Consider the following 11738-nt stretch of genomic DNA (forward strand, 5'->3'; position numbering starts at 1 on the left):
ACGAATTTGTCACCTACCGCTTCAACTCGTCACCAGAAACGTGCGACACCCGGGATATATACGCGTAAGCTTAACCTATAATCGAATTTGGGAGGTTCACTATGAATGAAATGAATGAACAAGATACAGTATTACACGCCCGGAATGTTCACAAAGCATATGGCTCAAGAGGCAGTACGCAACATGTTCTGAAAGGCATTGATTTACGCGTTCTTCATAAAGAATTCGTCGGCATCATGGGTCCCTCCGGTTCCGGTAAGACCACCCTGCTAAACGTACTTGCGACGATTGACCGGACCACTGACGGTACGATATTAATCGATAATGAAGATATATCCGCCATGAACAACGCCTCCCTTTCCGCATTCCGCCGTAACAAGCTTGGCTTCATCTTCCAGGATTACAATCTGCTTGATACGTTGACGGTAAAGGAAAATATCCTTCTGCCGGTATCGCTTAACAAGCTAAGTAAAAAACACGCTGAAAGAGAGTTTACAGCGATTGCAGATGTACTGGGCATTCGGGAATTGTCGGAGAAATACCCCTTCGAAATATCAGGAGGACAAAAACAGCGCACTGCGGCCGGACGGGCTTTGATCCATCAGCCTTCCATCATCTTTGCAGACGAGCCGACGGGTGCCTTGGATTCTAAGTCCGCATCATCGCTGTTGTCCGTAATGGATGAGGTTAACCGGACAAGAGAGGTCACGATTATCATGGTCACGCACGACCCGGTCGCATCCAGCTATTGTAACCGCGTGGTCTTTCTGAAAGACGGAAAAATTTATTCCGAATTGTACCGGGGGGAGAAATCCAGACAGTCGTTCTTCAAGGAAATCATTGATGTGCAGGCTGTATTAGGGGGAGATAATATTGACGGTATTTGATCTGGCACTCCGCAGTATGCGGCAAAATGTTAAGCATTACTATCTGTATTTTTTCGCCCTGATTTTCAGTATGAGCCTGTTCTTCGTCTTTGCATCACTCAAGTATGATCAGCAGGTACAGAACATGCTGGATTCAAGTGTTAATATCACGACAGCCTTTCAGTCCGCTGCAGTCCTGCTTGTGGTAATCATAGGAATTTTCGCAGTTTCCTCTAACAGCATTTTCTTACGCAGACGCAGCCGGGAATTTGGATTATACCAGCTCATAGGCCTTTCCAAAGGTTGGATTATCCGTTATTTAATCATTGAGAATATCTTGCTGGGTTTAGGTGCTTTACTAGCAGGGATCATCTCCGGAGCGCTGGTGTCCCGTCTGTTTGTCCTGATTTTAATGAAACTGCTTAACTTGGACGGCCTGCCTTCAATAGATTTTTCTGTACCGGCAGCCTTAGAAACGGCATTAGTGTTTATTCTTATCATCTTTATTACTTCCATTCAGATGATATTTATGATCAGCCGCAGAACCCTGCTCGGCTTATTCCAGGCAGATAAGCAGCCTGATCTTGTCAGCAAGCGGCCCTCTATTCTTACGGCTATATTAGCTATATTTGGTGTTATAATGATCGGCTATGGCTATGAATTATCGGGACGTATGATAGATGAGCAACTAGCTGTTAATGCGCTGTTGGTAATGGCATCTACAATAACAGGAACCTATATCTTATTCCGGGTGACGATCAGATGGTGTCTTTACTGGTTCCGCAAGCGTAAAAAAGGACACCTGGGCTTTTACAACAGCCTTTCGCTTGCTCCGCTGATGCACCGTATGAAAGCCAATGCCAATTCGCTCACTTTAATTACTGTGCTCTCAGCTTTAACCCTTACACTTGTTACCATCGCGTATTCTTTATATTACTCTGTAGAACAAGTCACCCGCAATGAATATCCTTATGATTTTGCAATTGAGAATAACCAGCGGGATGCAGCTGCATTTACAGCCGAGCTCGAGAGCGGCGGTGTTCATCACAAACACCAAACCATCGATACATTCCGGTCTAACGGTATTATCCTGGATCCGTTGACTGAATCCGGGTATAGAGAAGGCATGTTATTATGGCTTCCGGCTGAACAGCTGCAACAATCAGGCAGAGATATCTCTGTACCTGATTATGGCGAGGCAGTAGAATATAACGCTTCTGCGCTGAGCTTATATGATGACATTGATCTCTCCAAACGTTATCCAACCATGATTGAACTGCGCTCAGACAAACAGACCAAGAGTTATCCCTTGAATGAAATATTCTTGGAAAACATCGTGAATGCCGGAATATCAGGCAGACAAATGCTAGTGTCTGAAGAAACCTTGGAAGAAGTTGAGCGGAGAATGTCCGGTACAGACAGTTTTGAGCGGGTTCAGATAGATACATTCCAAGTCCCGGATAATAAGGAGCTTGCGCTGGCTTCCTCTCTCTACCAGAAATATAAAACGGATGACTTTTATTCGGCCGACTTTTATTCCCGTTACACAAGTCTGCTTCAACAATCTGGATTATTAATTTTTATAGCCGCCTTTCTGGGACTTGCTTTTCTTGCTTCTACCGGCAGCATTCTGTACTTCAAACAGATGAGTGAAGCCGAACAGGAGAAACAAAGTTTTAGAACATTGCGTCAGCTTGGTTTTGATGAAAAGATGATCATGAAAGGCATCTTGAGGAAGCAGATGCTGGTGTTCCTGCTTCCGCTGTTCATTGGAATATTACATTCAATCTATGCAGTCAGGGCGAGTTACTTCATAACTCTTGCCGACGATACGATCCCTGCGATGATTGCGATGGGAGCTTATGCCGCCATTTACTTCATGTTCGCTTTCTTCACACTTGGGTATTACAAAAAAGTCGTTAAAAACGCTATGTTATAACAACTACTGCTGGAGGTAATTAAGCATGAAAAAAACTGTGATTTTCATTTCGATCGCACTGGTTGTGTGCTCGGTCCTGTATTTTACATTCAAACGGGAGTTGGATCAGTTCAACCCATTGTATAAGGAACAATATGTATACGCAGAAATCAATAAACCAGCCGGAAAGGAAGGTAAAAATGAATGGATTCGCTACAGATACAATCTGACAGGTTACACAAGTGAAGGAGAGAAGAAAAAGATCACTTTCTCTTCAACCAAAGAACAGAAAGCGGAAAGCTATGTCAGGGTGCTTGCTAAGGGAGCCTATACGAAAGACTGGATTATAGTCGAGGAGAAAGTGATTCCGGAGAAAGTCTTAAACCAGTTACGTTCCCATTGAACACATGATGCCTGAACATATACACACTAAAAAAGCCCAGCCAACATCGGATGAGCTTTTTTCCACCTGTTAAAAGTCCGTACTATTGACTACGCTTATTATATCTTCCAGCGGTTACGATGGCCAGCATCATCCCCGCAATTCCAATCCCTGCTAACATCCCTTGCGTGAAATCCATTAGGTTGCTACCGTTTGACTGAATGATTTGGCTAGCGCCAATCGATGTGGAAGAAGCCAAGAACAGCATTGCTACAGTTTGTTGTTGTTTTTTATCCACTCTACCCACTCCCTAGTAAATTCAACTCTTCACCTTTAGCTCTAAAAAACATGAAAAGTAACGATATGTCCGATTTATAAATGCTCGCCTTCTTTGTATCGCCTGATGTCTTCCCTCGCAACAACGGGTTTTACATAAGACTACATTTAAAATGGAAAACCCTTGATTTATCTACGTTTTCTTTAAATCAAGGGTTCGATTTGTCTCAAACATGTGCGGCGAATCTGCCCGGTTTATTATGATAAACAGCCCGGACTATAATGGCTCACACATTAACTCCCACTCCTTAGATCTTATAAGCCTTCATCGCTTTTCTAATCTCCTTGATGCTAGGACGCTTGCCGTACATCAGGACGCCGGTGCGGTAGATCTTGGCGGCGAGCCAGCCGAAGACGAAGGTTGTTGCCAGCAGGATTGCCAGCGAGACCATGATCTCCCAGAAGGCCACATGGCCAACGCCGATCCGCAGCAGCAAGCTGAGTGAAGAGGTGAATGGAACGAAGCTCGCTACCTTAACCAGCAGGGTATCCGGGTTCGAGATGCTGAACAGCGGCAGGTAGAAGCTGACGAAGCCCACCATCATCACAGGCATAACCGCCTGTCCCAGATCCTCTGTCCGGCTGACAATCGAACCGACAGCTGCATACATCAGAGCGTACAGGAAGTAACCCAGGATATACAGGATAAATCCATACACCAGAATGCTGGCATTCAGCTGTCCCAGATCCAGGTTGAAATCAGATAGGATGCCGGAATTGTGCGGCAGCATCAGGTTGACAGCAATGCTGGCAGATATAATCGCGATCTGCAGCAGGCCGACGAGGAAGATCCCGATGACCTTGCCGAACATCTGTGTTAATGGTGATGCGCTGGTGATCAGAATCTCCATGATACGCGAGCTTTTCTCCGAGGTAATCTCAGCGGCGATCATGTTGCCGGTCATCATCACCGACATGAAGAATAGCATCAGCAGGACGTAGACAACAACATAGTTAATGACCGGCTTGGCATCCCCTTCTTCTGAACCCGAGGCTGCTGCATCAGCATTCAGCTGCTCTGTACCAATTGAAACTGGAGCGAATATCGCTGCTACCTGGCTCTCCGTCAGCTTATCGCCGACAATAAGTCCGGTATTCACCTGCTGCAAAGCAGTTTGAAGATAACTCTGCACTTTGTCGCTGATATCCCCGTCTTTACTGTGATACGTTACCGGAGGTACCCCCTCACTGCCCTCTGAAGCAAAGGTGAGATAACCCTCAATCTTCTCGTCCTCCAGCCCTTGCTTCAGCGCAGCATCATCTGCGGAGGTATAAGCTGTGAATTCGACTTGAGCATCCGTATCAGCCGGTGGTGTATACGCCAGAAGCAGTTCGGCAGGCCGGGAGCCCTGCTCGGCAACCACTCCGATTTGCGTAGCTTCCTTAGCACCGTCTTCTCCCTTAAACACCTTGATCAGATAAGGAATATTCATCCCGATACTCAGCAGGAGCACCAGAATTAATGTTGTAATCATGAAGGACTTGGTTCTTACCTTGTTCTTGAATGTGAAGTTGATAATGCTCCCCATCTTATTCATTCGATTCACCCACCGCTCTGATAAAGATTTGGTTTAGCGTCGGTTCCTTAATCTCGAAATGCTCTACCTCGCCCTGGGCCATGGCCAGCTGCAGAATGCGCTGCGCTGCGCCAATCTCGCTGATGGACAGCAGATATCCGCGTTCCTGGCGCTCCACTGCAGTAACTCCGGCAATCTCCGCAAGCCCGTTCACTTCCCCCGCTGTACGCAGGACGACTGCTTCCCGCGGATACCCCTTCTTGATCTCACGGATATCCCCCTGAACTACGGTGTTCGAGCGGTCGAGAATCGTAATATTGCGGCATAACTCCTCCACATGCTCCATCCGGTGGGTGGAGAAAAGGATACTCGTGCCCTGATCCCGCATCTCTCTGACTGTATCCTTCAGCAGCTCCACATTCACCGGATCGAGGCCGCTGAAGGCTTCATCCAGAATCAGAATCTTCGGCTTATGGACAACGGCAGCAACGAAGCCCATCTTCTGCTGATTGCCCTTGGACAATTCTTCAATCTTCTTATTGTAGTATTCCGGAACGTCGAACCGGTCCAGCCAGTAACGCAGGCTCTTATCTGCCTCACTTGCCGGCATGCCGCGAAGCCGGGCCAGATAGATAATCTGATCGCTTACTTTGACCTTCGGGTAGAGCCCCCGCTCCTCTGGAAGATAACCCATCAGATGCTGAAGCTCCGTACTATACGGCTTGCCGTTATAAAGAATCCGGCCTTCATCTGGATAGATCAGACCCAGCACCATGCGCATAGTCGTCGTTTTGCCGGCGCCGTTTGCACCCAGCAGACCGTAAATTTCGCCTTGTTCTACCTTCAGACTGATTCCATTGACTGCTGTCTTATCCCCGTACTGCTTCACTACCTGTTCCAAATGCAAAGCTTCCATTCCTTATTCCCCTCTCTTCTGGTCAATCAGAACCGGACGATGTCCCCGGCTCCATAAGCTTAGGATTTCATCAAGCTCCAGGCTGCGGCTCTTGATAACCTTTACGCCCAAATCATGAATGCGTTTCTCATATTGATAGATTTGCTGGGTCAAAAATGAAGCCACTCCCGGCGTCTCCAGCTTAAGCTCCAGCGCCTGCGGCAGCTCTGCTGCCAGTTCCTCCAGCGCCTGTCCGCCTTCTGCCTGAACCCATATTTCACTCCAGGAGCCGAACAAGCTGTCCTTCTCGGCCATTCCTAGCAGCTGCCCCTGATGCATCAGGACAATGTAATCCGCCAGCCGCCGTACCTCTTCCACAATGTGGGTCGAGATCACGATGGTAGCCTCATGCTCATCCATATACCGCTGGAGAGTCTCAATCATAATCTTCCAGGCAAAAGGGTCAAGGCCGGAAGACGGCTCATCCAGCAGCAGCAGCCGGGGCTTCGCAGCCAGGGCCGCGGCAATCTCGAATTTGCGGCGTTCACCCTTGGACATCTTGCCCAGCCTGGCATTCTCCGGCACCTCCAGCTTCAGGAGCAGCTCCTCGTAATAGCCTTGGTCCCAGGCAGGATACCAGTGTCGGCGGAATCCGGCAGCCTCGCTGGCTGTCCAGAGATTCTCTTCATTCTGCGAGATCTCCGGTACATAAGCGATAGTCTGGCGGAGCTGCAGTGGCAGCCCGTCACGGTAGGCTTCCTCAAACCAGCGGATCTCGCCTTCCTCTGGAAAAGTCAGCTGCAGCAGCATGTGCAGCAGCGTGCTTTTGCCGGAGCCGTTCTGGCCCACCAGCGCAGTAATGTATCCCTGCGGCAGATTAACATTCAGCGGCCCTACCGTCTTGCCCCTCCGCTTCTTGCACACATTCCGTAGTTCTATGGCTTGCTGTACCATGAGATCCCCGTCCTTCATTTCTGTTTCCCGTATTTGTCCTGCACAATTTCCTTGAACAGCTGTGTCAGCTCATCTTCACTGCAATGTACGGACAGCCCCACATCCACTGCACTCTCCAGCGCTTTGCGGATGGCGTCCTGCTTATAGCCTGCCATGGTTCCGTCTCCTACATGGGAGACGAAGGTGCCCGTTCCCTGTCTTGTGCGCAGCAGCCCTTCATTCTCCAGATCCTGATAGACCCGCCGGACGGTGATCACACTGCACTTCAGGTCACCCGCAAATTCACGGATGGAAGGAAGCAGGGTGCCCTCCGTGATCGTGCCAGAGATAATCAGCGATTTCAGCTGGGTTTCGATCTGATGATACAGCGGCTCTGCACTGTTCTCATTAATTTGTATGGGTATCCACATGATACGCACCTGCCTTCCACGCTCCGGCATGCCGGACTAACACTTTGCCCCGTTTCATACGAGATCACGGCTCTTCAGCCGGTGAATCGTCCACCTGGAGAACAGCTGCACCGATACAATGCCGAGCAGCAGCGAACCCCACATCAGAGGAGACAACAGCCCCCACTCCTTGGAGACAGCCACACTTGCAATCAGCAGATTCCCTCCGGCCAGATAGACCAGTCCAGCAATACCCATGGACAGAAATATGACGATGATCATAATCAGGAAATATGCTTTGCCGCTGAACGAGAACTCGATAAAAATGTATATTCCGGCAATAACCAGACCGCATCCAATCCAGGTAAGGGCAAATGCGAGATACGCGGTGACCGGCAGTTCGCTGCGTATATTGGCGCCGATCGTATAGATTAAACCAAAGTACAGTGTGCTGTTCAGGATAAAGGCAAACAGCGTATTCAGTTTTCTTTTGCAGAGAATGACCTCAGCAGGTACCGGCAGGGACCGCATATAAGCCAGCATTCGGGTATAGGTATCCTCCGCCAAATACTTCATATTTCTCCGGGAGAAGGTAATGCCCAGCATAGAAATAATAGTGACCAGCAAAACATCGCTCAGCAGCCTCCCCTCGCCCCGGTCCATCGCATCATCCAATACCATTCCGGCCAGTGCGGCCATATACCCCATGAATACGACGGCGAACAGCAGTGCCCACAGCAGCTTCAGCCTGTCACCGCGGAAATCGCTGCGCACGATGAACCATGCATTCTTTAATGTTGTCATAACCGTTAACCTCGCTTTGTGATTTCATCATCGGCAGTCGGCAGCAGATTCACACAGTTCAGTGTGCTTCTCTCTGTGCTTACTGTATATATCTATATACACAGTATATGACCTGTATTTTCCAGTGTCAAGGGTTTTCAACAAAAGTAATTGGGCGCATTATTATAGAGCCCGGAAACACGCCTTCCCGGTTCACTGTGCTATTATGGAATAATATGGGCCCGCTGCCGCACATGCACCTGCTTCCTGCGGATCAGTAAGAACTCAGCATAATTAACGGATCACCGGGAAATATCGCACAAGGCATGGTGTGGAATTCAAATCCGATAGGGGAATTGGAGCATTGTGGTTAATGTATTGGATGTTTATATATTGGAGGTGCGTATAGTTGGATCTGCATAGATTGGATGATCCTTGGTTTACTGTAGAGTCTATAGATGAAACCACCTTCGCCATCAGCGAATACGGGCATTGGGAGCAGGTACATTCCTTCCTGCTAATCGGGGAAGACCGGGCGGCGCTGATTGATACGGGGCTAGGCATCGGCAATATCCGCAGCATAACCGGCCAACTGACGAATCTCCCGGTTGATGTGCTTACCACTCATGTGCATACCGACCATATCGGCAGCCATGGGCAATTCGAACGGATCTATGTACATGAAGGTGACCGGGACTGGCTGGTCCACGGTATTCAGGGTTTGACTCTGGAGCAGATCCGGCGGGATATCGGCAGGGACATTACGCGCAAGGTTCCGGAGGGATTCGATCCGGCGGCCTATACTCCTTATCAGGGGGAACCGGCGGGGCTGCTCAGGGATGGAGATCTGTTTGATCTGGGCGGAGGACGGATAATAACCGTGTATCATACTCCCGGGCACTCACCGGGCCATTTATGCTTCGGGGACGACAGCCGGGGATTCCTGTTCACCGGTGATCTGCTCTACGACACAACGCCAGTCTATGCGTTCTATCCTTCGACAAGTCCTGCCGGCCTGGTGCGTTCACTGGCAAGGATTGCACAAATTAACGGCATCCGCAAAGTGTACGGCTCGCATAATACACTGGGGCTCGATCCGGAGATTCTCCGGGAAGCCGGGCGGGCGGCCCAATATCTGCAGGAACAGGAGCTGGATCATTTTGGAACGGGGATACATAGGTTTAAGGGGTTCAGCGTGCAGTTCTGAGCCCCCGCTCCCCACTCCTGCACCACAAACAAAAAGCCTATACACCCGCCCCGCATAAGCGGAACAGCAGATGTACAGGCTTGTCTTCAATTACAGCTAACCGCCCATAATGACTTTCCAGACCGGCAGCGTATGTCCGCCCGGATAGAAGATGTACAGCAGCACATAAACGGCAACACCCGTAATAGCGGTGACAAACCAGATCATAGCCGTCACTCTTCCCCACTTGCGGTGTTTGGCATACTTGGCCTTGAAGCCCAGCGTCAGCGTAGTGATGCCGAATACAGCAGCTACGGTAGCCAGCACAATGTGGAAGATCAGGAAGACATGGTACAGCGTCGACAGATCATCCGGTCCGCCCCAGGTCGTATTCCCCACGAATATCGTTCTTGACGAGTACACCAGGAAAAAGAGAATTGCCGCCACAGCAGCTGCAATCATTGTTTTCTTGTGCGCTTCGCGTTTGCCCTGAATGATTTGTCTCCAGCCGATAGCCACCAGCACCGCGCTAATGACGATGAACGATGTACTGATCGTTGGAAACAATGTGAAAATATCCATGATTATCCCCCTCGGCACTTACCAGCCCTTATAGTTCAGACCCTCCTCCGCAAGTTCAGAGGCAGGCGCGGACAACTCCGTGTCCTCTTGTCCGTTCTCTTTTTTATACCAATGATAGAACACATAAGCAAGCATCGAGGCAAAAATAAATTCCTGAATGAACTTCATCACGATGCCGCCGACCTGCTGATCTACCTTGGGGGACAGAGATCCGAAGAAGCCGGGACCGCCAAAAGCCTGCAGCAAAGCAGCCGGACTCTGCGGTACACAGTAGCCCATGGCCATCGCCCAGGTATTGGGGTCACTATACGTAGCATACAGGGGAGAACCGGCAAAAATAATCAGCCCGCAGGCCGGTGTCAGCAGGACCATGTTCAGAAAGATGAACCCCACCTGACCGAGGCCGCCCAGCGCCCGGTATTCCGGCAGGGGATTAATCAGATTCCACCACATGAGCCCTGAAGTCAGGAATAATACGGCGTAATACAGGCGGTGAACCGCGAAATGCAGCATGACATAATCATGAATCGCCGGGATATGGTAGAGCGAGAATAATCCGTTGAAGAGCAGTGCGGCAACGATGGGCTTAGCCAGAAAAGCAAGGCCGCGCAGCGGATTCACCCGGAGCAGCGCACGCCAGCACCAGTCAGGAATCCCCAGCATAATCAGCGGGACTGCAACAAGATAAGACAAGGCCATACTGACCATATGGAACGAAAAAAGGATATGCCCCAGCAGACTGACAGGCCCCCCCTGCGCCAGATAGAGGGCCAGCATTCCACATAAGAACAGCCCCCTCCGCCAGAAGGGGACTGCAGTACTGCCCTCAAACCGGGAGGCCAGCGGACCGATCAGCACAAAATATCCGGCAGTCAGCAGGAGCATCAGGGCCAGAAACAGCGGACTCCACAGTTCAGTAAAGCTGAAGTATTGTAATCCCGGCATCATGGCAAGCCCTCCCCCCCGTACAGTATTAATCCCACCATACCCAGTAGAGCGACATTATAATGCAAGTACCCGCGATAAAAAATCCGCCCAGCATGAAGATAATCGGCATCATATGCCCTTTGTCCTTCAGATGCATCCAGAAGCCCATCTGCAGGATCACCTGCAGCACAGCCATCACCAGCAGCAGAATAACGGCAAAGGTGGCATTCACCCCTCCGGCGGCCACTGCGGCAAAGGCGATCAGCGTCAGGACAATGGAGAAGACAAAGACTACAATATGCCGCTGCGGTCCTTCCGGGCGGTGCCGGTGCTTCACCGGAGAGTCCGGAGAATGCTGCTTCGTCGCCATGGCTTCATCCCACCTTTCCGAGGAGGTATACTACCGTGAAGATAAAGACCCACACCACATCAATGAAATGCCAGTACATCGCCGACACATAGATCTTCGGTGCGGTTACCACCGTCAGCCCCTTATGCATTAACTGGCCGATCAGTACTGATATCCACAGAATACCGAAGGCCACATGGGCACCGTGAAAGCCGACCAGGGTATAAAAAGCCGAGCTGAATGCACTGGTGGTCATTCCGAATTCCTCATGCCTGATGTATACGCTGAATTCGTAAATTTCCAGGACCAGGAAGCAAAGTCCGAGCAGTACCGTGACCAGCAGCCAGTTCCGCAGCATAGTGACGCGGCCCCGGTGCATCGCCTGGATTGCGAAGACACTGGTCAGACTGCTGACCAGCAGGAGAAAGGTCGCCGCCGCGACCAGCGGAAGATGAAACAGCTCATTCGCAGACGGGCCTTCATTGGTCTGATTGCGCAGCGCCAGGAAGGTTGCGAAGAGGGTGCCGAAAAGCACTGCTTCCCCTCCAAGGAACAGCCAGAAGGCCAGCACCTTGTTGCGACCTTCGAGTGTTGCTTTTTCCGGTTCATGCGGGAGAGTCCCATTCACTGCTTCAGCATGTGCTGTAGTCATAT

The 11738-nt window shown here is 50.2% G+C and carries 14 protein-coding genes; 4 read left to right on the top strand and 10 right to left on the bottom strand.

The window, feature by feature from the left end; all coding sequences use genetic code 11:
• Positions 1-101: 101 nt before the first annotated feature.
• The 3 genes from NSU14_RS29175 to NSU14_RS29185 are packed head-to-tail and all read left to right on the top strand — an operon-like array spanning position 102 to position 3187.
• A complete protein-coding gene (locus tag NSU14_RS29175) occupies positions 102-887 on the top strand; it encodes an ABC transporter ATP-binding protein (protein WP_042133242.1) in 786 nt (261 codons plus the stop codon).
• Positions 874-2805 (top strand): FtsX-like permease family protein, encoded by a 1932-nt coding sequence (locus NSU14_RS29180; RefSeq protein WP_042133241.1) that lies wholly within the window; start codon positions 874-876, stop codon positions 2803-2805. Before NSU14_RS29175 ends, NSU14_RS29180 begins: the two co-directional genes overlap by 14 nt.
• Before the next feature lie 25 nt (positions 2806-2830).
• The gene (locus tag NSU14_RS29185) at positions 2831-3187 is read left to right on the top strand and encodes a YxeA family protein (RefSeq protein WP_340948146.1); all 357 of its coding nucleotides are present in this window, start codon (positions 2831-2833) and stop codon (positions 3185-3187) included.
• Between the two features lie 82 nt (positions 3188-3269).
• Here the strand turns inward: NSU14_RS29185 and NSU14_RS29190 are convergent, their stop codons facing one another.
• The 6 genes from NSU14_RS29190 to NSU14_RS29215 all read right to left on the bottom strand — a co-directional run bounded on the left by NSU14_RS29190 (position 3270) and on the right by NSU14_RS29215 (position 8061).
• Positions 3270-3464, bottom strand: a complete 195-nt coding sequence (locus NSU14_RS29190) for a hypothetical protein (protein ID WP_340948147.1) — start codon at positions 3462-3464, stop codon at positions 3270-3272.
• Between the two features lie 286 nt (positions 3465-3750).
• The gene (locus tag NSU14_RS29195) at positions 3751-5040 is read right to left on the bottom strand and encodes an ABC transporter permease (RefSeq protein ID WP_340948148.1); all 1290 of its coding nucleotides are present in this window, start codon (positions 5038-5040) and stop codon (positions 3751-3753) included.
• Entirely contained in the window at positions 5033-5935 is a 903-nt protein-coding gene (locus tag NSU14_RS29200) for an ABC transporter ATP-binding protein (protein ID WP_039306699.1), read from the bottom strand. The genes NSU14_RS29195 and NSU14_RS29200 overlap by 8 nt, the downstream gene beginning before the upstream one ends.
• A 3-nt stretch (positions 5936-5938) precedes the next feature.
• Positions 5939-6868 (bottom strand): ATP-binding cassette domain-containing protein, encoded by a 930-nt coding sequence (locus NSU14_RS29205; RefSeq protein ID WP_042140701.1) that lies wholly within the window; start codon positions 6866-6868, stop codon positions 5939-5941.
• A gap of 14 nt (positions 6869-6882) precedes the next feature.
• On the bottom strand, positions 6883-7278 hold the full coding sequence (locus tag NSU14_RS29210) for a GntR family transcriptional regulator (RefSeq protein ID WP_039306744.1): 396 nt from the start codon (positions 7276-7278) through the stop codon (positions 6883-6885).
• 54 nt (positions 7279-7332) lie between these two features.
• Positions 7333-8061, bottom strand: a complete 729-nt coding sequence (locus tag NSU14_RS29215; protein WP_042133233.1) for a hypothetical protein — start codon at positions 8059-8061, stop codon at positions 7333-7335.
• 394 nt (positions 8062-8455) lie between these two features.
• On the opposite strand from NSU14_RS29215, the gene NSU14_RS29220 reads away from it, so the two are divergent.
• On the top strand, positions 8456-9247 hold the full coding sequence (locus NSU14_RS29220) for an MBL fold metallo-hydrolase (RefSeq protein WP_144026148.1): 792 nt from the start codon (positions 8456-8458) through the stop codon (positions 9245-9247).
• Between the two features lie 96 nt (positions 9248-9343).
• Here the strand turns inward: NSU14_RS29220 and NSU14_RS29225 are convergent, their stop codons facing one another.
• From NSU14_RS29225 to NSU14_RS29240, 4 genes are read right to left on the bottom strand one after another with little or no spacing between them, the layout of a single operon-like run.
• Positions 9344-9808: a DUF420 domain-containing protein gene (locus tag NSU14_RS29225; RefSeq protein WP_042133229.1), complete on the bottom strand. Its 465-nt coding sequence runs from the start codon at positions 9806-9808 to the stop codon at positions 9344-9346.
• Positions 9809-9826: 18 nt separating this feature from the next.
• Positions 9827-10753, bottom strand: coding sequence for a cytochrome c oxidase assembly factor CtaG (gene ctaG, locus NSU14_RS29230; RefSeq protein ID WP_340949016.1), 927 nt, complete (start codon positions 10751-10753; stop codon positions 9827-9829).
• 28 nt (positions 10754-10781) lie between these two features.
• On the bottom strand, positions 10782-11105 hold the full coding sequence (locus NSU14_RS29235; protein WP_039306707.1) for a cytochrome C oxidase subunit IV family protein: 324 nt from the start codon (positions 11103-11105) through the stop codon (positions 10782-10784).
• A gap of 4 nt (positions 11106-11109) precedes the next feature.
• Complete coding sequence (locus NSU14_RS29240; RefSeq protein ID WP_340948154.1) at positions 11110-11736, bottom strand: cytochrome (ubi)quinol oxidase subunit III; 627 nt, start codon at positions 11734-11736, stop codon at positions 11110-11112.
• Positions 11737-11738 lie beyond the last annotated feature (2 nt).

It is taken from the genome of Paenibacillus sp. FSL R10-2771 (genome assembly GCF_038000205.1).
Classification (GTDB): Bacteria; Bacillota; Bacilli; order Paenibacillales; family Paenibacillaceae; genus Paenibacillus_AQ; species Paenibacillus_AQ phytohabitans.

Excerpts from the sequence above, each read along its gene's own strand:
- NSU14_RS29175 (WP_042133242.1), top strand. The coding sequence starts at position 102 with ATGAATGAAATGAATGAACAAGATACAGTATTACACGCCCGGAATGTT.
- NSU14_RS29185 (WP_340948146.1), top strand. The coding sequence starts at position 2,831 with ATGAAAAAAACTGTGATTTTCATTTCGATCGCACTGGTTGTGTGCTCG.
- NSU14_RS29195 (WP_340948148.1), bottom strand. The coding sequence starts at position 5,040 with ATGAATAAGATGGGGAGCATTATCAACTTCACATTCAAGAACAAGGTA.
- NSU14_RS29200 (WP_039306699.1), bottom strand. The coding sequence starts at position 5,935 with ATGGAAGCTTTGCATTTGGAACAGGTAGTGAAGCAGTACGGGGATAAG.
- NSU14_RS29205 (WP_042140701.1), bottom strand. The coding sequence starts at position 6,868 with ATGGTACAGCAAGCCATAGAACTACGGAATGTGTGCAAGAAGCGGAGG.
- NSU14_RS29210 (WP_039306744.1), bottom strand. The coding sequence starts at position 7,278 with ATGTGGATACCCATACAAATTAATGAGAACAGTGCAGAGCCGCTGTAT.
- NSU14_RS29215 (WP_042133233.1), bottom strand. The coding sequence starts at position 8,061 with ATGACAACATTAAAGAATGCATGGTTCATCGTGCGCAGCGATTTCCGC.
- NSU14_RS29225 (WP_042133229.1), bottom strand. The coding sequence starts at position 9,808 with ATGGATATTTTCACATTGTTTCCAACGATCAGTACATCGTTCATCGTC.
- ctaG (WP_340949016.1), bottom strand. The coding sequence starts at position 10,753 with ATGCCGGGATTACAATACTTCAGCTTTACTGAACTGTGGAGTCCGCTG.
- NSU14_RS29235 (WP_039306707.1), bottom strand. The coding sequence starts at position 11,105 with ATGGCGACGAAGCAGCATTCTCCGGACTCTCCGGTGAAGCACCGGCAC.
- NSU14_RS29240 (WP_340948154.1), bottom strand. The coding sequence starts at position 11,736 with ATGACTACAGCACATGCTGAAGCAGTGAATGGGACTCTCCCGCATGAA.